The organism is Litoreibacter janthinus (assembly GCF_900111945.1).
GTDB classification, from domain to species: domain Bacteria; phylum Pseudomonadota; class Alphaproteobacteria; order Rhodobacterales; family Rhodobacteraceae; genus Litoreibacter; species Litoreibacter janthinus.
The window spans coordinates 3,059,470-3,082,055 of the sequence record NZ_FOYO01000001.1; the positions used below are offsets into that span (position 1 = coordinate 3,059,470).

Sequence of the window (22,586 nt, forward strand, 5' to 3'; positions counted from 1 at the left end):
GGGTTGTGGCGATCTAGGGAGAAGACTACCTTCTTCCTTATGACAACCCCTTTGATTGACCCGTTCCAACGCGCCATTACCTATCTGCGCCTGTCTGTGACAGACCGCTGCGACTTTCGCTGCGTCTATTGCATGTCTGAAAACATGCAGTTCTTACCGAAGAAAGAGCTTCTGACGTTGGAAGAGTTGGACCGGCTTTGCACCGCCTTCATCCGCCTTGGCGTTGAAAAGCTGCGCATCACAGGCGGCGAGCCTTTGGTGCGGCGCGGAATCATGAGCTTTTTCGAAAGCATGGGACGCCATCTGGAAACCGGCGCGCTGAAAGAGCTGACGCTGACCACCAATGGCTCGCAGCTGGAAAAATACGCAGCTGACCTGTATTCCGCTGGCGTGCGCCGGGTGAACATCTCGCTCGACACGCTGGATGAGAAGAAATTTGCCGAAGTCACCCGCTGGGGTCGCCTGCCGCAAGTGTTGCGCGGCGTCGAAGCGGCGTTGAAGGCGGGCCTGCGGGTCAAGATCAACGCGGTGGCGCTGAAAGGCTTCAACGAGGACGAGCTGTTCGATCTGGCCGCATGGTGCGCAGATCTGGGAATGGACCTGACATTTATCGAAGTCATGCCGATGGGCGATATCGGCAACGAGAACCGCATCGGGCAATATTGGTCGCTGGACGATTTGCGCGCCACCTTGGCAGAACAATTCACCCTGACCGAGTTGTCGGAGCGCACCGGAGGCCCTGCCCGCTACATGCGTCTGGAAGAAACCGGCCAGAAAATCGGCCTCATCACCCCGCTGACCCATAATTTCTGCGAAAGCTGCAACCGCGTGCGCATCACCTGCACCGGCGAAATCTACACGTGTCTCGGCCAAGAGGGTAAATCCGACCTGCGCGGCCCATTGCGGGCGTCAGAAAGCGACGCCCCGTTAGAAGAAGCCATTCGCGCCGCCATCGGGCTGAAGCCCAAAGGCCATGACTTCGACTATTCGCGCCAAGAGCTGGGTGGCCAGATGACACGCCACATGAGCCATACGGGTGGCTAGGATTTGGGTGGTGGGCTGGCTAAGCCTGACCACTGCGTGGTTAACGCATGAGATCATATCGTTTGGTCTCATCCATGGCTTCCTGACCGGTGAAAAAGATCTCCCGTTCTACCTTTACCCCTCGGGGCTGTCTGAAATCGTTCTTGTCTCACTACTGATGGCGGCGGTCTGCGCTTTGCCGTTCGGACCAGTCGCCTATGTGTTCAAGTCTGTGCGCTTTAGGCAGACGGCTCTTGGAAATCTATGGCTGGTGATCTGCTTTTGGGGGTACTTCACGACGGCCTCTGGGTACCGTTCGCATTTCGGGGCGACTTGGTATTGGTAAGAGCCTTTTGGGGAACTTATGTGGTCCCCTTGGGTAACGCCAATGGCGACCCTGATCGGCTTGATCCCATTCATATGGCTTACCCGCAATCGATAACCCCGCTGGCCAGCGCCGTCGCACTGTGGCAGAGGATCACGCCCTTATCTAGAAAGCGACCGGACTAAAATGACCCTTTTCGAGATTCTTCTGCTCCTCTCCGCTGCCTTTGGCGCGGGCGTTTTGAACACGATCGCGGGGGGCGGCACCTTCCTGACCTTCCCTGCCCTTGTCTTCGTGGGCATACCGCCGGTGGTGGCCAATGCGACCTCGACCGTTGCGGTCTTGCCCGGCTATCTGGGGGGCGCGCTCGGGTTTCGCCGCGAGATCATGGCGTTCGACCGCAAGCAGCTGATCCGCCTGATCGGGATCGGGCTTTTGGGGGGCGCGGTTGGGTCTGGCCTGCTGCTCATTTCTTCGGACCGTGCGTTTTCAGCGCTGGTGCCCTTCTTATTGCTCCTCGCGACACTGGTTTTCCTGTTCGGAGCGCAAATCCGTGATTGGGCGGCCAAACGGTCGCAATCTGTCACGCCCTACGGCTTCATTGGCATGTTCGCGGTCTCGACCTATGGCGGTTATTTCAACGGCGGGCTGGGGATCATCCTGCTGGCACTGTTCTCGCTTTGGGGGATGACCAATATCCACCAGATGAACGGCCTGAAAACTGCGATGAGCTTCGTCTTGTCGGTCATCTCCGTCGCCATTTTTGCGAGTGCGGGCATCGTCGAGTGGAAAGCAGGGCTGATGATGATGATTGCTTCGACCGCCGGCGGTTATGCGGGCGCCCCGATCTCGAAGGCCCTGCCCCTGCCCGTTGTGCGCGCCATCGTAGCGACGGTTGGATTCGTCATGAGCGGCGTGTTTTTCTACCGCGTATACCTCGGGGCGTGAGCCTGCGCCCCGCTAACGTGAGAAAACTGTGTGAGGCGCGTGAATACCCGCGCCCGCCTATATGCAGAAGAAAAATCCCGCTCTAAGCAAGGATCAGGCACAGCTATATTTTCGTGCCGGTGTTCATTATTTTGGAGTTCTGTCTGATGGACAGCCTTGGGTTTCTTGCTTACGCATTCGTGCTCTTGTCCGCCTCGACCAACGATATTCGCTGGCTCCGCGCGGCGCTTTTCGGCTCCAACCTGCTTTTTGTGGCCTATGGTTTCGCGCTGGAGCTGATGCCAATTCTGCTGTTCAATCTGCTGCTGGGATGCATCAACGGGTATCAGGCCTATCGTGCTTGGCGACGCCCGTTGATCATTTTGCCCCCGAAAGCAGAAGGCGGAGTTGGCACCGCGTTGATGACCTCAACCAGCTAAGCGCTGTTCAACGATCTCGGCCCACCAGCTGCATCCTGCCGGTATCGCTTCATCGTTGAAATTGTATTCAGGGTGGTGAACGCTGGCCGTGTCGCCATTGCCCACAAGGATGTAGGCGCCAGGTCGTTCTTCCAACATGAAGGCGAAATCCTCGCCGCCCATGACCAGCGGGGCCTCTTCACACGCGCCAGAAACCTTGGTTGCGACAGACGCCGCGAATTCGGTCTGCTCTTCATGGTTCACCATGACCGGATAGCCTTTGAAATACGTCACATCCGCTGTGCCGCCAAATGTCGTGGCCACGCCTGCTGCGATTTCCGGTAAGCGCTTTTCGGCCATATCGCGCATCTCTTTGGACATGGTGCGCACGGTACCTTTCAAGGTGACGGTCTCAGGAATCACATTGAACGCCTTGCTTTCCGTCTCGAAGCTGGTGACCGAGACGACCATGTTGTGCACGGGATCGGCGTTACGCGACACGATGGTCTGGAGTGCCAGCACCAAGTGGGACGCCATGACCGTTGTATCGATCGTCTCTTGAGGCTTGGCAGCGTGACCGCCCTTGCCCTTTACCGTGATCTCGAACTGGTCGGTCGCCGCGAAGAATGCGCCGGGACGGATCGCGAAGCTGCCGACAGGTTTGCCGGGCCAGTTGTGCATCCCGTAGACCTCGTCGATCGACCAGCGGTCCATCATGCCGTCTTCACACATCTCGCGACCGCCACCGCCGCCCTCTTCGGCGGGTTGGAAAATCACCACGACCGTGCCGTCAAAATTGCGCGTCTCTGACAGATATTTCGCAGCGCCCAGCAGCATCGCGGTGTGGCCATCATGCCCGCACGCATGCATCGCGCCCGGTGTCTTGGACGCGTAGTCCAGCCCCGTTGCTTCCAGAATTGGCAGCGCGTCCATATCGGCCCGCAGGCCGATGGTTTTGCCCGAATTGTCCGACTTGCCTTTGATCACCCCGACGACACCCGTGCGCCCGATGCCCTCAACCACTTCGTCGCAGCCGAATGCGCGCAGCTTCTCAGCCACAAGAGCGGAGGTGCGGTGGGTCTCGAACAGAATTTCAGGATTCTCGTGAATGTCACGACGCCATTCGGTGATCTCTGGCAAAAGTTCGGCAAAGCGGTTTTTGACGGGCATGGGAGTGTCTCCTGATTGGACTCACTCGCCAGACTGCCTGCCTTGTTCCGTCCCTGCAAGTCACGTTCGCTCAGTTGCGGGCTGACACGTCGCCCCAAGAAACGTCTGCGAGCAGCAGATTGTCAACAGCATCACCGTGCAGCACAGAGACGTCGCCTGTGGTCTCCAGTATCACCGCGCGCACCTTCGACAATTCCAACGCATTGGCCTCTCGCAACTTGCCTATCAGCTCCGCGCGGGTAACACGGGTTCGTTGGAGATTGGCCTCCAGTATTTCCCCGTCATACATCAGGAACACCGGCGGGTTGTCGAGCGCCTCGCCCCAGTCGAAGCGCTCTCGCAGACGCGCAAGCGCGTGGCGCAGCGCGAACAGGAACACCAGTGCCACTGGACCGATCCAAACGGGCGTCGACGTGCTGGTCATGATGAACGCGAGGATCGACCCTATTGCCACCGTCAACGCAAAATCGAAACCTGCCATTTTCGAGAATGACCGCAAGCCATTGATCCGAACCAGCGCGACGATCACCACAATGGATATTGCCGCGCGCATCAGCAGTTCCAGCGTCATGCTCATGGCTTCTCTTCCCGCGCTTGTCGGGCTCTTTGAATGAATATGACCGACAAGAGTATAACAAAGGCGCAGGCGATAGCGCCCAATGCGCGTTCGTAAAGTCCGTCTATTCCCGTTGGCAAAAAGAAGAACACCGGCGCCGCCACCGCCCAAAGCCCCGCTAGAACGAAGCATGCAACCTTCGCCCATGGGGCGTGGCACCCTGCCCCCGACGCCATGCACAGCGGGGCAAGCAGAAAGAAAATTCCCAACCCGTAAACAAGGTAGATATGGATCACCACGCCATCGCTGTCTCCATCACCGTATTCGTTGCGCGCGCCGATGATGATGACCAACGCGGCAAGGGCAGCCAAGCTAAGGATGCCAACAGACCAGCCGACATTGCCCAAATGAGCATGGGAGGCCGCAAGCGCCGTCGCCATCAATCCAATGGCAAATCCGTACAGGCCGACATCCATAATGATCTCGCCCTCGCCGGCCGCCAAGTCGGAGATGGTGTCAGCAACCCAGTCATGATTTGGAACGAAATAAGGACCGATGATGGTCGCGGAGATTAGCGAGACGCAGCCCAGCAGGCCCAGAACGCCAAGGCATAACAGGAGATGGGGGCGCTCGGATCCGTATTTCTGCTTGTCCATCACGCCACCTCGCATTTCGGTTGCTAGGACAACGTCGGTGCGGGCAGTTTGGTTGCAAAGTTGCGTTCAGCTTGCCAGATGATCCACCAGTTTCTCCATGAACGCCTGCCCCGCCTCAAACTGCGCGACTTCAAGAAACTCGTTTGGCTGGTGGGCTTGGGCGATATCGCCGGGGCCGCAGATGATGGCGGAGTAGTCTTTTTCCTGAAACTGCCCTGCCTCAGTGCCGTAGCTGACGACGTGGCTGGCATTGTCGCCGGTCAACTGGCGGACCAGACGTTCGGCCTCGCCCTCGGGCTCTGGCTGTAATGGCGGAACGTGGAAACGTTGCGTGATCTCGATTCGGGTTTCTGGCACCACTGCTTGCATCGCCGCCTCAACTTCGGCCACCCGTTCGAACAGTGCGTTGCGGTAGGTTTCAATGTCATCCCCAGGCACAAGCCGAAAATCGACGCCGAATTCGCAATCCTTCGCAGTAATATTATGCGCCGTGCCGCCCCAGATCTTGCCGGTATGAACTGTGGTAAAGGGCGGATCAAACTCGGCTGCAAGCGGCGACGGCGTGGCGGCCATGTTGGCGTCGTTCACCGTGTTGGCCCATTCGATCAGCTTCACACCGTACATAATGGCGTTGACCCCAGTATGCAGCAGCGACGAATGGACCTCGAACCCGTGCACGTGAATCCACCAACCATAGCCGCCCTTGTGGCCGGACACGGCTTTCATCATCGACGGCTCCCCAACGACAACAGCGCTGGCCGCAGGCATGTGTTTGCGCATCTCGGCGATCATCGGCGGGGCACCAAGGCAGCCGACCTCTTCGTCATAGCTAAGCGCGATTTGTAGGGGCCGCTTGAGTCCACGTTTCAGCGCTAGGGGCACGGCGGCCAAAGCGAGTGCATCAAAGCCTTTCATGTCACAAGTGCCGCGTCCGAAAAGCTTGCCGTCTTTCTCAACAACTGTGAACGGGTCCGTGTCCCACGCTTGGCCTTCGACGGGAACCACATCAGTGTGGCCTGACAAAATAACGCCGCCCTCCACTTCGGGGCCGACATTGGCATAAAGCGAAGCTTTGTTGCCTTCTTCATTATAAACACGTGTGGACGTGACGCCGTGGCCCTTCAGGTAGTTTTCGACCCAATCGACCAGATCCAGATTGCTGACATGACTGACCGTCTGAAATGACACCAGCTTGTCGAGAATGGCGCGCGCGTCCATGAAAGTTCCTTTTGTCGAGGAGTTTTACAGCCGGAGGTTGATCCTCGGACGGCGGCGCGTCAAGGGCTGCGCGGAAGATTTCAGATGCCCTTCGCCTAAGAATTCATCAGGTGCCGTTACGTCGCGCAGTTCGGTCAGAAAAACCGTTGCCACGCGAAATTCTGATGATAACCTCACGGCTTAAGATGAGCATCGGGAGATACTGATGCCGCTTCGCAGGGGGAACTGAATGCCTGACGGGCCCGCGCCAGTCCAAGAACCCGTACTTGATGTACGGGGATTGAAGACCGTTTTCAAAACCCGCTCCGGTGAGGTTCACGCCGTAAATGACGTCAGCTTCGACGTGCGCCCTGGTGAGCTTCTGGGCGTCGTCGGCGAAAGCGGCTCGGGCAAATCCGTTACCATGATGTCGCTGATCGGACTGCTGCCCTCGCCGCCCGCAGATATTCGCGGCGGACAAGTTCTGTTTGAAGGCAAAGACTTGCTGCACACCGACGCCGACACACTGCGCGGTGTGCGTGGCGGACGGATCGGCTTCGTCTTCCAAGATCCTATGACTTCGCTCAATCCGGTGTTCACGGTCGGGTTCCAGATCATGGAACCACTGCGCAAACATATGGGCATGACCAAAGCGCAAGCCCGTGTCCGGTCTGTGGAATTGTTGGAGCTGGTGGGCATTCCCGATGCCTCTCGGCGTCTGAAGGACTACCCGCATCAGTTTTCCGGCGGGATGCGACAGCGCGTTATGATTGCCATCGCGCTGGCTTGCGACCCGAAAGTTCTGATCGCAGACGAACCCACCACAGCGTTGGACGTGACCATTCAGGCTCAAATTCTGGAACTGGTCAAAGACCTGCGTGAGAAGCTGGGCATGGCGATCATCTGGATCACCCATGATCTGGGCGTCATCGCGGGTATCGCGGATCGCGTCATGGTTATGTATGGCGGTCAGGTCGTAGAACAGGCCCCCACACGGGAGCTGTTCGGCAACCCGCAGCACCCCTACACCCGTGCATTGCTGGAAACGATTCCAACCGTGCGCGGCGAGCGACCCGAAAAGCTGAACGTCATCGAAGGCCAGCCGCCGATCCTTGGTGCTGCCCCCATAGCCTGCCCCTTCCGCGATCGCTGCCAATACCGGTTCGAGCGCTGCAACAAAGAAAACCCGCCGCGCTTCCCAGCTGGCCCCGGCCACGACGCCGCCTGTTTTTATGACTTCAACGCCGGAGGACCGCGCGGTGCTTGACGAGCAAAAGCAGCCTCTTGTCCGTGTCGACAAGCTGAAAATGCACTTCCCGATCTATGGCGGCCTTTTGCGACGACGCACTGGCGAGGTGAAGGCCGTCGACGGGATATCCTTCGATATCTACGAGGGTGAAACACTAGGCCTTGTTGGCGAATCCGGCTGCGGGAAATCTACGGTCGGTCGCTCTGTCCTGCGTCTGTATGAAGTCACCGATGGCTCCGTCACTATCGACGGGCGAGATATTGCCCATGCCCCGCCGGAAGAGCTGCGCCAGATGCGCACGCAGATGCAAATGATTTTCCAGGACCCGCAGGCGTCTTTGAACCCGCGAATGAAAGTCTCTGAGATCATCGGCGAACCCCTGCGCGAACACCGTGCAGGGTCTGCAGCCGACCGTCGCGAGCGTGTGCTGGAACTGATGGATCAGGTCGGTCTGAACCGCGATTTTGCCAACCGCTACCCGCACGAGTTTTCCGGCGGGCAGCGCCAACGTATCGGCATCGCCCGCGCCTTGGCCCTGAATCCGAAGTTCATTGTCTGCGACGAGCCGATCGCGGCGCTGGACGTGTCGATCCAAGCGCAGGTCGTGAACCTGTTGGAAGAGTTGCAGGATCAGCTGGGGTTGACCTACCTGTTTATTTCGCACGATTTGTCTATGGTGCGGCACATCGCCGACCGTGTTGCGGTCATGTATCTGGGTCGCATCGTGGAACTTGCGCCGCGCGATGCGCTCTATCACGAGCCGCTGCATCCCTACACGAAAGCGTTGCTAAGTGCGGTGCCGGAGCCGGATCCCTCGATCGAAGAAAAGGTTGAACGCATCATTCTGACCGGTGACGTTCCGTCGCCATCAAACCCGCCGACAGGATGCAACTTCTGCACCCGCTGTCCGGCAGTTATGGATATCTGCAAGCGCGACGAGCCGGAATTCCGAGAGGTTCTACCGGGGCGCTTCGTCGCTTGTCACCACTTTAACGACATCACGTAGAGCGTTGTTAAAACGCCGAAACGAGGCAAGATGAGCACTCAACAAGGAGAGACAAAATGAAACTCAAATCAGCCCTAATGGGCGCCGCAGCCTCACTGGCATTCGTGCCAATGGCGATGGCGGATGGGCACGCAGGCGAGCGCGGTCGCGCTGGCAACGTGTCGATTATCTACTGGCAAGCCCCGTCCATCATGAACCCGTTCCTGTCAGGTGGCACCAAGGACGTTGAAGCCGCCTCGATGGTGATCGAGCCACTGGCGCGCTACAATGAAACCGGCGCACTCGTGCCTTGGCTTGTGGAAGAAATCCCGACCACCGAGAATGGCGGCGTCTCCGAAGACCTGACCACCATCACGTGGAAAATCAAGCCGGGCATCACATGGTCGGACGGCACACCGTTCACGTCCGCCGACGTGAAATTCACCGCCGACTACTGCATGAATCCGGATGGCGGCTGCGCACAGGTCACAAAGTTCGAAGGTGTCTCAAACGTCGAAGCACTGGACGACATGACCGTCAAAGTGACATTCGACAAGCCGACCCCATTCCCATACGGCCCCTTCGTCGGCGGCGAGAGCCCGATCCTGCAAGCAGCGCAATTCGCGGACTGCACGGGCGCTGCGGCTTCCTCCTGCTCGGAACAGAACTTCAACCCGATCGGCACCGGCCCATTCAAGGTTGTTGAGTTCAAGCCGAACGACGTGATCACAATGGAAGCCAACGAAAACTTCCGCGAAGAAGGTAAGCCAGCCTTCGCAACCGTGACCTTCAAAGGCGGCGGCGACGCAACCGCTGCGGGCCGTGCGGTCATGGAGACCGGCGAGTTTGACTACGCATGGAACCTCCAGTTGGCACCAGACGTCATTGCCAACATGGAAAAAGGCGGCAAAGGCATGCCGGTTGCAGGCTTCGGCCCGCTGGTCGAGCGCATCATGCTCAACCAAACCAACCCGTCTGCTGATCTGGGCCCTGAAGAGCGCTCGGTCATCCGCCCGCACCCGTTCTTGGGTGATCCGGCCGTCTACAAAGCGATGTCTATGGCGATCGACCGCCCATTGCTGGTGGAAGTCGGCTACGGCAAAGCGGGTAAAGTCACCTGTAACTGGGTCCCTGCCCCTGACGCGTTCAACTCCACCTCGATGACCTGCGACAAGCAAGACATCGAAGGCGCAAAGAAAATGCTGGAAGATGCCGGTTGGGTCGACAGCAACGGCAACGGCACCCGTGACAAAGACGGTGTCGAGCTGAGCCTGCTGTACCAAACCTCCACCAACGCCGTGCGTCAGGACTTCCAAGCCCTGATCAAACAGTGGTGGTCGGAAATCGGCATCGGCGCAGAGCTGCGCAACATCGATGCGTCGGTGTTCTTCGGTGGCGACGCGGCGTCCCCGGATACATTCCAGAAGTTCTACGCGGACGTGGAAATGTACGCCAACACCTTCAACGGCACCGACCCGCAGTCCTATTTGGCCAACGGCCTGTGCGACAAGGCACCTTCGCCAGCGACACAGTGGCAGGGCGAGAACATCTCGCGTTTCTGTAACGAAGAGTTCGACGCACTGCACAAGCAGCTGGCCGAGACAGCTGGTATCGAAGCCCGCGCCGAAATCGGCAAAAAGCTGAACGATATCATCGTGCAAAACGGCGGTATGATCCCGCTGGTGCACCGTGGTCGTCTGTCCGCTCATGCCAACTCTCTGGGTGGCGTCGTCCTGAACGTCTGGGACTCCGAGCTTTGGAATGTGGCCGACTGGTACCGCAAGCCATAATCTATCACATCGTGAGGCGGGCTTGCCCCGCCTCACTTCCCCCACCCTTCCTTAAGACCTGAACCGAGGCGTCGAACATGTTCACCTTCACGATCCGCCGGCTGATCCTAACGGTCCCGACGCTTCTGTTCATCTCTTTCGTGATCTTCATGATCGTGAAGCTCAGCCCGTCCGACCCGACAGGCAACCTGCCCTTGACCATCCCGTCTGAGGTGCGCGAGCAAATCCGCGAAGCGCTTGGGGTGAACAAACCGCTGATTGTTCAATATGGCCTGTGGCTCAAACAGTTCTTCTGGCTGGAGCCGCGCATCTATATGGAGCACGCCTTCGGCTGGGATCTTGGCACCGCTGGCGAAACGCGCCTGATCTCTTACCAGACCCGCTCGCCTGTTATGGACCTGATCATGCAGCGTATGCCGCAAACGCTGATGGTAGTGGGCACCGCGTATCTGGTGGGCACGCTGATCGCCCTGCCGATCGGGATTATTTCGGCCTACAAACAGTATTCTGTGTTCGACCAGATTGGCACGCTGGTCTCGATGATCGGATTCTCGGTGCCGCCCTTCTTCTCGGGTGTGCTGGTGATTGTGCTGTTCTCGGTGATGATCCCGTCTGACAGTTACTTCTGGCTGCCTTCAATCTATGACACGACGCATGAGGTCGTGGATTGGGAAAGCTTCAAATACCAGTTCCGACAGATGATCATGCCGGTCATGGTGCTGGCTTTGCAGATCACTGCGCAAATCTCGCGGTTCACGCGGGCCTCTATGCTCGACAACTTGAACCAGGATTACGTGCGCACAGCCCGCGCGAAAGGCCTACGCGAGCGGACGGTGGTTCTGGTCCACGTGCTGCGCAACTCGATGATCCCCGTGGTGACCGTGATTGCCCTTGGCATTCCGTCGATCTTCGGCGGCGCGATCATCACCGAACAGGTGTTCAAAGTGAACGGACTTGGCCAGCTGCTGATCATCGCCATCCAAGGCGGCGACGTGCCAACGGTGCAAACGCTGACCTTCATCTTCGCCATCCTGATCGTGCTCTTTAACCTGATTGCCGACGTTCTCTACGGCATTCTGGACCCGAGGATCCGCTATGACTGATACAACGCAGATCACCGCCCCGCCCCGCAATCAGTGGTGGGATGTCTGGGACCAGTTCAAGACCCACAAAGGAGCGCTTATCGGAGCGATCTTCTTTGTGTTGATCATCCTCGGTGTCCTCTTCGGCCCATGGATTTGGGGGATCGATGCGACCTTCATTGATATCCGCTCCCGCAACCAAGGCCCGAGCTTTGCGCACCCGATGGGCACAGATCAACTGGGCCGTGACACCTTTGCACGGATGATGGCAGGCGGTCGCGTGTCGCTGGCTGTAGGCCTGACCGCTATGGCTCTGGCCTTGGGTTTGGGCACTTTGGTGGGCGTCATGGCAGGCTATTTCAAGAAGCTCGACGGGCTATTGATGCGCACCACAGATCTGTTCCTTGCCCTGCCCCTTTTGCCGCTGTTGCTGGTTATCATCATGTTGTTCCGCGACAAGCTGAACGCCGCCTTCGGGCCGGAAGGCGGCATCTTTATTCTGATGGTGTCAGCCATTGGTGCCACGTCATGGATGCAAACCGCGCGGATCGTGCGCGGCGACGTCCTGGCCATCAAGGAACGCGAGTTCGTCCTCGCGGCCCGATCCATCGGCACGCCTAGCCGCCGTATGATCACGCGCCACATCCTACCCAACGTGCTGTCACCGATCATGGTGTCCGCCACCTTGGGCATCGCCAATGCGATCATCACCGAAAGCGCGCTTAGCTTCCTTGGCCTCGGCTTCCCACCGGACTTCCCAACATGGGGCCGCCTTTTGTTCGATAGCGTCGACTATCTTCAACAATACCCGGAGCGGGTGATGTGGCCCGGACTAGCGATTTCGCTGACTGTTCTGTCGGTGAACTACATGGGCGACGGGCTGCGCGACGCACTGGATCCGAAAATTCGCGGGCGCTAAACGCTCTGCCAGACAAAAAAGGCCCGGATGCAGTAACGCTCCGGGCCTTCTTGTTTGGGTCAAGATGGGAGGAAACTTAACCCTTCATCTTCTTCACGATCATGCCGACGACCATCTGTACGACCAGCCCGCCAACACCGCCGCCAACGAGGTTGCCAGCGATTGCGCCCATATCCATACCGCCCGCGGCGTCGCCACCTGCTGCGCCCAGAAGGCCGCCCAACAACGTGCCACCACCGACGCCGCCGACAGCGCCAGCAACCAAGTTGCCAATGCCGCCCATGCTGCCGCCTGAGTTGATTTTGCCACCGGCCAAGCCGCCAACGGCCCCACCGACCAGTTGAGAAATTAGTGCTTCCATAAGGATCCCTCGCTCTGTTGACCCGCAGATCTTCGCCTGCGGTTGCGCAAAGTGATCATTTTTTAGGCAGTTTTGTCAACATATAGTGGAAGTTGACGTTACAGCTACTCCATCTTCTCTCGGATTCTGTGGACCATCCACCACACAGCCAGAACCACAAGCGGTGTGGCGACGGCAGCGAGCGCCAGTTTGGACACGCCGATCACATAGGCAGCTGGCTGCGCCATATAAAGCACCAGATTGACTGCGTAATAGCTGATCGCCACGACGGACAGCCCCTCGACGGTCTTTTGCAACCGCAGCTGAAGATCTGCCCGCTTGTCCATGCTTTCCAACAGTTTCTGGTTCTGCGCAGAGCGTTCGACATCTACCCGTGTCCGAAGCAGATCGCCCGCCCGAATGGCCCGCTCGGCCATGGTTTGCAGACGTCGCTCCGACGCTTTCACGGTGCGCATCGCCGGATCAAAGCGACGCATCATAAACTCGGCAAAGGTCTGACGTCCGTCGAAGCGCTCCTCGCGCAGAACCTCGATCCGCTGGTTTACAATCGCTTCATAAGCCCCTGTCGCGCCGAAACGGAACGACGATTGCGCCAACAGGCTTTCTAACTCGGCCGACGTCGCCAAAAGCTCGCGCAGGGTTTCCTCTGAGCCTGTGCCGCCTTGGGTCATCGCCGTCATCAGGCCAGACAAGGTTCCGTCCAACTCTCCCATTCGCGGCCCGAGTTCCCGCACGCGGGCAAGGCCCAGCATGGACATGCTTTTATAGGTCTCGATCTCGCACAGGCGCTGCACAATACGCCCGATGCGCCGCTCGCCCGTCGTCTCGCTGGCAAATACTGCAAGGCGCATATGCCCGGCGGCGTCGATGCGAAAATCCCCCGCAATTGTCGCCGCCCCGTCCAGCACGGTGCTGACCGCAAGGCTTTCAGGAACGAACCAGTCATCCACGCGCTTCGCGATCTCGTCCGCACCCGGGTCACCATCCACACGGATCAGCGCCGAGGTGATACGCGCGCCGGGTGATTTCGCCAGCCAATCCGCCGGAAACGACTCAAACGCTTTGGGATCGAACGGGCGCTCCTCCAAGGTCGGGAGAAACAGCGTGTAGGTCACGAACTCGGTGTGCTGCTCCCACTTGAGTTTGAACTTGCCCAATTCGCCAAACCAATGCGTCGCGTCTGGCTGAGGGTGCTGCGCTCCATATCGGTCCAGCAGTTGGGTCAGGTGCGTCCGGTCCGCGTCGCGGTCGCGCCCCGCCGCATCTTCCGGGCGCTTGATGGCAAGATAGATGGCTCCGCACGGCGCGTCCAAAGATGGAAACGGTCGTGCGTGCAGTTCGTTGGCCAAAGCGTAGCGAAGCGGGTGGTCTTCAAGGTGGGTCATGCGATCAATCTTAAGTGGCGTTGATCTAGCCATAGGGCGCACGAGCCCTTATGAAAACAATTTTTTCATCAAAATCATGGGTTTAGCGGTGTGCAATTGCATACGGTTCCACCCATTGGAAACGGCCGCGCCCCGAAGCCTCCCGTCTTCGGGGCGCGTAATTGGTTCAGATGGTAACGACCGCGAGGGGCGGGAACCCATTGAAACCAATAGAGGAATAGGCAGATGTGTAAGCGCCTGTGTTGCGGATCAACACACGGTCACCTGCCTTTAGGGTCAGTGGCAATTGCATCGGGCGCTTCTCATACAGAACGTCCGCACTATCGCAGCTTGGCCCGGCCATAACACAAGGGCCACATTCGTCGCCGTCACGCGCAGTCTCGAACTGGTAGCGGATCGCTTCGCCCTCAGTTTCGGCCAAACCCGAGAAACGGCCAATGTCGAGATAGACCCAACGGTGCATGTCACGCTCGGATTTACGCGACACCAGCATAACTTCTGCCACGATAACGCCAGCCTCGGCGACCATGCCGCGGCCTGGCTCTGCCATGATGCGGGCGACCTTGCCGAAACGCGCGGTCACTTGCGCCATAACGGCAGCAGCGTATGCCGTCGGGGCCTCAATGGCTTCGCCATAGAACGCAGGGAAACCGCCGCCGATGTTCAGCAGGCTTAGATCGTGTCCCGCGTCACGGGCAGCGTGCCAGATCAGCGCCAGCGCGTCCAAAGTCGGCGCCCACATGTCCGCCTTGCGGGTTTGGGAGCCGACGTGGAACGAGAAGCCGACAGGGTCCAGACCCAATTCTTTGGCGTAGTCCAGCAGGCGCAGGGCTGTGTCGCGGTCGCAACCGAACTTGCGCGACAGCGGCCAGTCAGCTTGCGATACTTCGACGATCAAGCGGATATAGACCTGCGCGCCGGGGGCATGCTCGGCGATTTTCTCCAGCTCTTCGTCAGCGTCGGCTGCGAAGAGTGTGATGCCAGCAGCATAAGCAAAAGCGATGTCGGACGCGCGTTTGATGGTGTTGCCGAAGGAGATGTCAGCAGGGTCAGCGCCAAGACCAAGGCAGAGTTCAATCTCGCCACGGGATGCCGCGTCGAAATGCGAGCCGAGGTTCACAAGTGTCTCGATAACCTTGCGCTCTGGGTTGGCTTTGACGGCGTAGTGGATGTCGGCGCGGCCAAGGCCAGCTTTCAATGCGCGGTATTGCTGTGCAACCAATGCAGTGTCGACCACAAGTGTGGGGCGGTCAAATTCGCGCGAAGCAACAAAGGCATCCAGACGGTTTCGGACAACAGGTTGAGCGGACGCCTGAGCGTCCGAGAATTGTACAGTCATGGTCATCTCCAGTTAGACCCGGCCATAACGGGGATTACCCGTGCGAGACCGCTCACTTCCAAGGGGAGACGTTACCGTCGCTACGTAAACACGTGTTGCGTTGACTGCTACAGGCCAGAGGCGCGTGCGTTGGCGTCTATTTCCGCCGTATCGGGCCAAACGCGAGTCGGTGCAAGCTTTATTTTTGTGGGGGCCGAAATTGGTTGAGCTTACGCTCCGGAACCGCCCCACCGATCCGCGCGTTGAGGGGCTTAACCGGAGATTGCCTCTTGCCCAGCACCAAAAAACGCGACCTGACCGAAGGCCCTGTCTGGGTTGCGCTGACGGCCATGTCTGCCCCCATGTCCTTCGGGATTTTCGCTGTAATCGCCGTTGGACTGGCAGACGCCTACTTCCTTGGTAAAGTCAGCGCTACGGCTCTTGCGGCGGTCGGATTTATCTATCCGGTGATCACCGCCATCACCTCCCTCTCAATTGGGTTGAGCGCCGGTGCGAATGCAACCCTGTCTCAGGCCGTCGGGCGAGCGGATACCGACGACGACGTGCGCCGATTAGGGCTGCACGCCATCGGGCTGGGATTGGTGCTCTCTGTGATCATGGCGCTGCTTCTTTGGCCTAGCTACCGTTTTGTGTTCAGCGCGATGGGCGCAAGCGAGGACGTCTTGGGCGAAGTCGCGCAGTATATCCCCGTCTGGGCCCTATCTTTCCCCTTCCTTGTCGTCATGATGGTCACCAACGCGGTGTTCCGTGCGCATGGGGACGGTGCTACCTCTGCCGCAATCATGGTGCTCGCGGCCTTCTTCGGGATCGCCCTCAATCCGGTGTTGATCTTTGGCTGGGGCCCCCTGCCCGAGCTTGGGACGTTGGGTGCCGCACTCTCCACCTTGATCGGACGCGTCGTGGCAATGGCCGCGGCCTTATGGATCGCGTGGCGTCGTGGCATGTTGGGTGTGTGCGGTCATGCTCTTGACGGGCTGTTGGCATCCGTCAGGCAGGTTTTGAATGTTGGCATCCCCGCCGCATTCTCGAATGCCATCAACCCTGCCGGCATGGCCTTGGTTACCGCAGCAGTCGCCACAGTCGGCGAGAGCGCAGTGGCGGGGTTTGGCGCGGCGTCGCGGGTACAGTCCTTTGCACTTGTGCCGCTGATGGCCCTATCCTCCGGCATTGGGCCTGTGGTCGGCCAAAACTGGGGGGCCGAGAAACGCGACCGTGCGCAGACCGCGACGCAGCAAGCTTTCACCTTTTGCCTGATCTACGGGCTGGCCCTTGCAGCTGTCCTGATCGTGTTTGCGGACACATTGGCGGGCTGGGTCGGCTCGGGTGGGGAGGACGTGGCCTACGCCGCGTCCTACCTGCGCATCGTAGGCGTGTCGATGTTCGGCTATGGGATCGTCGTGGTCGCCAATGCCGCGATGAATGCGCGCGACAAGGCGCTGTGGTCGCTGTCGCTGTCATTGGGCCGCATTTTCGTGATCTACCTGCCGCTCGCATGGCTTGGTGTTTTGGTGATGGGCTACACGGGCATCCTGATTGCCGCCGTCGCGGCAAACCTGCTTGGCGCGTGGGGTGGCCTCGTGACCACCCGTGCGACCGATCTGGTGCGCATCGACGTTCTCGGTATCAAGACGCCGTTGCGCAAGCAGGAGGCCTAGCCTTCCAGCTTGTCTTGCGTCTTGGTGTCGAAGTCGGAGGCGTCGTGGCGCTCGTGTAGCTGCCCTTCCAACGGGCCAGAGGTGCGATTGACCATGACCCCGCGTTGCACCGCAGGTCGTTTCGCGATCTGCTTTTCCCAGCGAATGACATGTTCATATTCATGCACGCTCAGGAACTCGCCCGCGTCATAACCTCCACCCGTCACCATTCGACCATACCACGGCCAAGTAACCATATCCGCTATCGTGTAGTCTTCGCCCGCCAGATACTCGTTGTCTTCCAAATGCTTGTCGAGCACATCCAACTGGCGTTTCACTTCCATTGCAAAACGGTTGATCGGGTATTCCTGCTTGGTCGGCGCATAGGCGTAAAAATGGCCAAAGCCCCCGCCCATGTACGGAGCGGATCCTTGCAACCAGAACAGCCAATTCATGCATTCGGCTCGTTTCGCGTGATCCGTTGGCAGGAACTCTCCGAATTTTTCGGCCAGATAGAACAGGATCGAGCCGCTCTCGAACACGCGCGTGAGGGTCGTCGTGTCAAACATGGCGGGGATTTTGGAGTTCGGGTTCACATCCACGAAGCCGCTGGAGAACTGGTCGCCGTCGCCAATCTTGATCAGCCACGCGTCATACTCCGCGCCCGTATGCCCGAGGGCCAAAAGCTCCTCCAGCATGATCGTCACCTTCTGCCCGTTCGGGGTTGCGAGGCTGTAAAGCTGCAAAGGATGTTTGCCGACCGGCAGATCCTTGTCATGGGTCGGCCCAGAGATCGGGCGGTTGATCGACGCAAAGGTGCCGCCGGATTCGCCCTCCCATGTCCAAACTTTAGGTGGAGTATACTCTTCAGCCATGGAGTTTCCCTTCGTTTTAGAGGTTGAACACACATGACCCCGTCGCGCCGGAAGGTGCAAACCGAAAAACTTTCACCAGCAAAAATTCGATCAATCAAAGGGGCGAAGTGCAAGACACAAAACCAGAACAACTTACTGTTTTCATTTATATAAAACACCACCACCTCAGGCACGGGCGTTCTTTCACTATAACGTCACTGCAACCGTTCCGGACCAGCCTTCCTCAAAAAATGCGGGAACAATTTGATCAAACCGCCCGTTGTCTTCCCATACAGCGTCCGGAATGAATTCAGACGCACTGGACCTAACGACTAGGAGACTACAAATGACCAAGTTTTTCACAACAACGGCTATCGCCCTTACCTTCGCAGCACCTGCTTTTGCAGACATCAACGTTGAAGAGTATCTGGCATTGTCCAACAACTCCGCCGCTGAACGCATGGTCGAAGAGACTTCTACCGGTGACGTCGAAGCAGCAGAGATCAAGTTTGCTTTGGGCAACATGAGCGCCGCCGAGCGTCAGGTGTTTTTCGAGATGGACGATGAGTCCCGCATGGCGCAACTGATCGCCCTGCGCAAAACCGCACCGATGAACAGCCCGGCAGAAGCAGCCGCTGCTTCTAACTAAGACATACGCGGGCCGGCCATCGCCGGTCCCCGAAACAAAAACGGGCGCTCCGATTGGAGCGCCCGTTTTCATGTGCAGGGCGGGGATACCCCGCCGCACACTCAATCAATTTTGGGCAGCAGGCTGTCCAGAGACGCCTTCGCATCCCCGTAAAACATGCGTGTGTTGTCTTTGAAGAACAGCGGGTTCTCGATGCCCGAATAGCCCGTGCCCTGTCCCCGCTTGGATACGAAGACTTGCTTCGCCTTCCAGCATTCCAGCACCGGCATACCGGCGATCGGCGAGTTTGGATCGTCCTGCGCCGCAGGGTTCACGATGTCATTGGAACCGATCACGATGGCCACGTCCGTATCAGGGAAGTCGTCATTGATCTCGTCCATCTCCATAACGATGTCATAAGGCACCTTGGCTTCCGCCAGCAGCACGTTCATGTGGCCCGGCAATCGCCCCGCAACCGGGTGAATGGCGAACCGCACGTTCTTGCCTTTGGCACGCAACTTGCGGACCAGTTCAGCCACCGAAGACTGCGCCTGCGCCACGGCCATGCCGTAACCCGGAATGATGATGACGCTGTCAGCTTCGTTCAAAGCAGTGGCAACACCGTCCGCATCAATCGCAATCTGCTCGCCCTCGACCGCCATCTGCGGGCCAGCCGCGCCGCCGAAGCCGCCCAGAATGACCGACACGAAGGAGCGGTTCATTGCCTTACACATGATGTAGGACAGGATCGCACCCGACGAGCCGACCAACGCGCCGACCACGATCAACAGATCATTGCCAAGCGAGAAGCCGATCGCCGCAGCCGCCCAGCCCGAATAGCTGTTCAGCATCGACACAACGACAGGCATATCCGCACCGCCGATGCCCATGATCAGGTGGTAGCCGATGAACAGCGCCGCCAAAGTCATCAAGAACAGCGGGAAGAAGCCGCCTGTGTTGAAGTACCAAACCAGACAGATCAGCGACAGCGCCGCAGCGCCCGCGTTCAGCATATGGCCACCCGGCAATTTCTTCGCCGCCGAGTCCACTTTGCCGGCCAGTTTTCCATAGGCAATGACGGAGCCGGTGAAGGTCACGGCACCGATGAAGATGCCCAAGAACAGCTCGACCCGCAGGATCGAAATCTCGACGCCCGATTTCTTGGCAATGAGCTTGGCAAAGGTGCCGAATGTTTCTGGGTCGGCAGTCGCCACATTGCCGATCTGGATATGGGCAATAAGGCCAACAAAAACCGCAGCCAAACCGACCAGCGAGTGCATCGCGGCAACAAGCTCTGGCATTTGGGTCATCTGAACCTTGGTCGCCAGTTGGTAGCCAATGGCCCCGCCACCCGCGATCAGAAGCAACGACAACAGCCAGAAGCCGGAGCCTGGCCCGATCAGCGTCGCAGCCACGGCCAAAGCCATACCTGCGATGCCATACCAAACAGCGCGTTTAGCACTTTCTTGTCCAGACAGCCCGCCCAAAGACAGAATGAAAAGAACTGCTGCGACAACGTAAGCCGCGGTGGTAAATCCGAATTCCATGATCTCTACCCCTACTTACGATTTCTGGAACATGGCGAGCATGCGCCGTGTCACAAGGAAGCCGCCGAATATGTTGATGCCGGTCATGAAGACCGCCAGCGCGGCCAGCAAGATCACAAGGAACGACCCTGATCCGATCTGCATCAAAGCGCCCAGAATGATGATCGACGAGATTGCGTTGGTCACAGCCATCAACGGGGTGTGCAGCGAATGCGCCACGCCCCAGATCACTTGGAAGCCAACGAAGACCGCCAGCACAAACACAATGAAGTGCTGCATGAAGCTGGCCGGAGCCACGAGGCCCACACCCAGCAACAACGCGGCGCCAATCGCGAGCAACGTGACCTGTGTTTTGGTCTGTTGCTTGAATTCGGCAACCTCTTTGGCGGCCTTCTCTTCATGCGTCAGCTCTGGAACTTTCGGCTTCTTGGGTGCCGCTGCAATTGCTGCCACTTTAGGTGGTGGTGGCGGGAATGTGATCTCTTTGTCAAAAGTCACGGTGGCGCCACGGATAACGTCGTCTTCCATGTTGTGATTGATCACACCGTCTTTTTCCGGTGTGAGGTCGAACAGCATGTGTCTGATATTGTTTGAATAAAGCGTAGACGCCTGCGCGCCCATCCGCGATGGGAAGTCGGTATAGCCGATGATAGTCACGCCGTTGTCGGTGACGATCTTCTCGTCCATGACGGTCAGCTTGCAGTTACCGCCCTTTTCAGCGGCAAGGTCCACGATGACCGAGCCGGGCTTCATTGCTGCGACCATGTCTTCGGTCCACAGCTCTGGTGCTTCGCGGTTCGGGATCAGCGCGGTTGTGATCACGATGTCGATCTCTGGGGCCAGTTCGCGGAACTTGGCGAGCTGCGCTTCGCGGAACTCCGGCGAAGACACCGAGGCGTAACCGCCCGACGCGGAGCCGTCGGCCTGCTCTTCTTCAAAGTCGAGGAACACGAACTCTGCGCCCATCGATTCAACCTGCTCCGCCACTTCAGGGCGCACGTCGAAGGCATAAGTGATGGCACCCAGCGATGTCGCGGTGCCGATCGCGGCCAAACCAGCCACACCGGCGCCCACAACCAGAACCTTGGCGGGTGGCACTTTACCAGCGGCAGTCACCTGCCCCGTAAAGAAGCGGCCAAAATTGTTACCGGCCTCGATCACCGCGCGGTAGCCCGCGATATTTGCCATGGACGACAGCGCGTCCATTTTCTGTGCGCGTGAAATACGTGGCACCATTTCCATCGCAATGACACGGGCGCCCGCTTTCTTCGCAGCTTCCATGCCATCCTCGTTGGCGGCAGGGTTGAAGAAAGAGATCAGGGTTTGCCCGTCACGCAGCTTCTTGCTCTCGGCAGCGTTGGGTTGGCGCACTTTGACGACAACGTCGGCCGCCTTCCACAATGCAGCGGCGGTCTTTACGACCTCAACGCCAGCGTCTTTGTAAGCCTTGTCAGAAAAGCCTGCCTTTTCGCCCGCGCCAGTCTCGATCACGCATTCATGGCCGAGTTTCTGAATTTGAAGCGCAGACTCAGGCGTCATGGCCACACGTGCCTCGCCCTCGTAAGTTTCTTTCGGTGCCCCGATTTTCATAGAGGGTCCCCCATCGTCTAAGTGAATGTCACGCACAGATGAGCGTCAATATCGTCGCTTCTGGTGATTCACAAGTCGCTGGCGCGGTATACGAAAGTATACTTCACCGACCTTACGTCAGAACGCAAGAATATGTCCCTCTGGACGTCCCTGTCTGCGGCGCTAGGGTGGCGGTAATCTGGAGGGGATCGCACATGGAATTGTCAGGCAAACACGCACTCGTCACGGGCGGCGGAACCGGCATCGGTCTGGCTATCGCACAAGCCTTGGCAAGCGCCGGAGCGCAGGTCACAATATCGGGCCGCAGGATCGACGTTTTGCAACAGGTCACGGCCGATGGGCTACATCCGCTGGTCATGGACGTGACCGAACCGCAACAAGTCTTCGAAGGAGTCGAAGCCGCTGTGGCCGCGCGGGGGCCGATCCAGATTTGCGTGCCGAACGCCGGAATCGCGGAAGGCCGCAGCATCACCAAAATGGACCTCGCCTTCTGGCGGCGCACCATGGCGACCAACCTCGACGGGGCAATGCTGACAATTCAGGCCTGCCTGCCATCCATGGTGACAACTGATTGGGGTCGTGTCATCGCAGTATCGTCGATCGCGGGTGTGCGCGGTCTGCGCGGTGCACCCGCCTACACCGCCTCCAAGCACGGGCTGATCGGGCTGATCCGTGGACTGAGTGAGGACTACATGGGCGGCCCCTACACCTTCAACGCGCTCTGCCCCGGATATGTCGACACCGAGATCGTCACCCGCAACACCGCCGAGATTGCCAAACGCGCGGGCCTGTCCGAAGAGGACGCCCTTGGCACTATGGTCCGCTCCAACCGCCACAAACGCCTGATCAAAGCCGACGAGATCGGCGCGGCGGCGATGTGGCTGTGCGGGGCTGGATCAGGCTCGGTCAACGGCCAAACAATCGAAATCGCAGGCGGACAGGTATAAGGA

The 22,586-nt window shown here is 58.7% G+C and carries 22 protein-coding genes; 12 read left to right on the plus strand and 10 right to left on the minus strand.

The genetic code is table 11. The features are described from left to right. Positions 1–39 precede the first annotated feature (39 nt). From moaA to BM352_RS15325, 4 genes are all read left to right on the plus strand, one after another. The gene (moaA, locus tag BM352_RS15310; protein ID WP_090218553.1) at positions 40–1,044 is read left to right on the plus strand and encodes a GTP 3',8-cyclase MoaA; all 1,005 of its coding nucleotides are present in this window, start codon (positions 40–42) and stop codon (positions 1,042–1,044) included. Positions 1,045–1,054: 10 nt separating this feature from the next. Beyond that, positions 1,055–1,369 (plus strand): hypothetical protein, encoded by a 315-nt coding sequence (locus BM352_RS15315; RefSeq protein ID WP_090218556.1) that lies wholly within the window; start codon positions 1,055–1,057, stop codon positions 1,367–1,369. A 165-nt stretch (positions 1,370–1,534) separates the two neighbouring features. Further along, positions 1,535–2,296: a sulfite exporter TauE/SafE family protein gene (locus BM352_RS15320; protein ID WP_090218558.1), complete on the plus strand. Its 762-nt coding sequence runs from the start codon at positions 1,535–1,537 to the stop codon at positions 2,294–2,296. A gap of 146 nt (positions 2,297–2,442) precedes the next feature. Then, the gene (locus BM352_RS15325) at positions 2,443–2,715 is read left to right on the plus strand and encodes a hypothetical protein (RefSeq protein WP_090218561.1); all 273 of its coding nucleotides are present in this window, start codon (positions 2,443–2,445) and stop codon (positions 2,713–2,715) included. Here the strand turns inward: BM352_RS15325 and BM352_RS15330 are convergent. The 4 genes from BM352_RS15330 to argE form a co-directional block, all read right to left on the minus strand. Continuing rightward, complete coding sequence (locus BM352_RS15330; RefSeq protein WP_090218563.1) at positions 2,704–3,864, minus strand: M20 aminoacylase family protein; 1,161 nt, start codon at positions 3,862–3,864, stop codon at positions 2,704–2,706. The genes BM352_RS15325 and BM352_RS15330 overlap by 12 nt on opposite strands. 70 nt (positions 3,865–3,934) lie before the next feature. Further along, positions 3,935–4,441, minus strand: a complete 507-nt coding sequence (locus BM352_RS15335; protein ID WP_090218569.1) for a DUF421 domain-containing protein — start codon at positions 4,439–4,441, stop codon at positions 3,935–3,937. Beyond that, positions 4,438–5,076: a DUF998 domain-containing protein gene (locus tag BM352_RS15340; RefSeq protein ID WP_245781005.1), complete on the minus strand. Its 639-nt coding sequence runs from the start codon at positions 5,074–5,076 to the stop codon at positions 4,438–4,440. Before BM352_RS15340 ends, BM352_RS15335 begins: the two co-directional genes overlap by 4 nt. Before the next feature lie 66 nt (positions 5,077–5,142). Then, entirely contained in the window at positions 5,143–6,294 is a 1,152-nt protein-coding gene (gene argE, locus BM352_RS15345; RefSeq protein ID WP_090218574.1) for an acetylornithine deacetylase, read from the minus strand. A gap of 229 nt (positions 6,295–6,523) precedes the next feature. Between argE and BM352_RS15350 the strand changes: the two genes are divergently transcribed. The 5 genes from BM352_RS15350 (at position 6,524) to BM352_RS15370 (ending at position 12,298) form a co-directional block, all read left to right on the plus strand. Beyond that, the gene (locus BM352_RS15350) at positions 6,524–7,540 is read left to right on the plus strand and encodes an ABC transporter ATP-binding protein (protein WP_090218576.1); all 1,017 of its coding nucleotides are present in this window, start codon (positions 6,524–6,526) and stop codon (positions 7,538–7,540) included. Beyond that, a complete protein-coding gene (locus BM352_RS15355; RefSeq protein WP_090218579.1) occupies positions 7,506–8,528 on the plus strand; it encodes an ABC transporter ATP-binding protein in 1,023 nt (340 codons plus the stop codon). The genes BM352_RS15350 and BM352_RS15355 overlap by 35 nt, the downstream gene beginning before the upstream one ends. Before the next feature lie 56 nt (positions 8,529–8,584). Further along, positions 8,585–10,297 (plus strand): peptide ABC transporter substrate-binding protein, encoded by a 1,713-nt coding sequence (locus BM352_RS15360; RefSeq protein ID WP_090218583.1) that lies wholly within the window; start codon positions 8,585–8,587, stop codon positions 10,295–10,297. Between the two features lie 77 nt (positions 10,298–10,374). Further along, the gene (locus BM352_RS15365) at positions 10,375–11,400 is read left to right on the plus strand and encodes an ABC transporter permease (RefSeq protein ID WP_090218586.1); all 1,026 of its coding nucleotides are present in this window, start codon (positions 10,375–10,377) and stop codon (positions 11,398–11,400) included. Further along, the gene (locus BM352_RS15370; RefSeq protein WP_090218588.1) at positions 11,393–12,298 is read left to right on the plus strand and encodes an ABC transporter permease; all 906 of its coding nucleotides are present in this window, start codon (positions 11,393–11,395) and stop codon (positions 12,296–12,298) included. The genes BM352_RS15365 and BM352_RS15370 overlap by 8 nt, the downstream gene beginning before the upstream one ends. 76 nt (positions 12,299–12,374) lie before the next feature. Here the strand turns inward: BM352_RS15370 and BM352_RS15375 are convergent, their stop codons facing one another. The 3 genes from BM352_RS15375 to BM352_RS15385 all read right to left on the minus strand — a co-directional run bounded on the left by BM352_RS15375 (position 12,375) and on the right by BM352_RS15385 (position 15,389). Then, positions 12,375–12,659: a hypothetical protein gene (locus BM352_RS15375; RefSeq protein ID WP_090218590.1), complete on the minus strand. Its 285-nt coding sequence runs from the start codon at positions 12,657–12,659 to the stop codon at positions 12,375–12,377. A 104-nt stretch (positions 12,660–12,763) separates the two neighbouring features. Further along, positions 12,764–14,044 (minus strand): DUF3422 family protein, encoded by a 1,281-nt coding sequence (locus BM352_RS15380; protein ID WP_090218592.1) that lies wholly within the window; start codon positions 14,042–14,044, stop codon positions 12,764–12,766. Between the two features lie 166 nt (positions 14,045–14,210). Then, positions 14,211–15,389 carry a type III PLP-dependent enzyme gene (locus tag BM352_RS15385; protein ID WP_425434540.1) on the minus strand — a complete coding sequence of 393 codons (1,179 nt, stop codon included), beginning with the start codon at positions 15,387–15,389 and terminating at the stop codon, positions 14,211–14,213. Between the two features lie 263 nt (positions 15,390–15,652). On the opposite strand from BM352_RS15385, the gene BM352_RS15390 reads away from it, so the two are divergent. Further along, on the plus strand, positions 15,653–17,038 hold the full coding sequence (locus BM352_RS15390; RefSeq protein WP_245781006.1) for an MATE family efflux transporter: 1,386 nt from the start codon (positions 15,653–15,655) through the stop codon (positions 17,036–17,038). Here the strand turns inward: BM352_RS15390 and yghU are convergent. Continuing rightward, positions 17,035–17,892, minus strand: coding sequence for a glutathione-dependent disulfide-bond oxidoreductase (gene yghU, locus BM352_RS15395; RefSeq protein WP_090218596.1), 858 nt, complete (start codon positions 17,890–17,892; stop codon positions 17,035–17,037). The genes BM352_RS15390 and yghU overlap by 4 nt on opposite strands. Before the next feature lie 325 nt (positions 17,893–18,217). Between yghU and BM352_RS15400 the strand changes: the two genes are divergently transcribed. Next, complete coding sequence (locus tag BM352_RS15400) at positions 18,218–18,520, plus strand: hypothetical protein (RefSeq protein WP_090218598.1); 303 nt, start codon at positions 18,218–18,220, stop codon at positions 18,518–18,520. Between the two features lie 101 nt (positions 18,521–18,621). Here BM352_RS15400 and BM352_RS15405 read toward each other — a convergent pair whose 3' ends face one another. Both BM352_RS15405 and BM352_RS15410 read right to left on the minus strand, forming a co-directional pair. Continuing rightward, positions 18,622–20,046 (minus strand): NAD(P)(+) transhydrogenase (Re/Si-specific) subunit beta, encoded by a 1,425-nt coding sequence (locus tag BM352_RS15405; RefSeq protein WP_090218600.1) that lies wholly within the window; start codon positions 20,044–20,046, stop codon positions 18,622–18,624. A gap of 15 nt (positions 20,047–20,061) precedes the next feature. Then, complete coding sequence (locus tag BM352_RS15410) at positions 20,062–21,636, minus strand: Re/Si-specific NAD(P)(+) transhydrogenase subunit alpha (protein WP_090218601.1); 1,575 nt, start codon at positions 21,634–21,636, stop codon at positions 20,062–20,064. A gap of 194 nt (positions 21,637–21,830) precedes the next feature. On the opposite strand from BM352_RS15410, the gene BM352_RS15415 reads away from it, so the two are divergent. Next, the gene (locus BM352_RS15415; protein ID WP_090218603.1) at positions 21,831–22,583 is read left to right on the plus strand and encodes an SDR family NAD(P)-dependent oxidoreductase; all 753 of its coding nucleotides are present in this window, start codon (positions 21,831–21,833) and stop codon (positions 22,581–22,583) included. Positions 22,584–22,586: the final 3 nt, after the last annotated feature.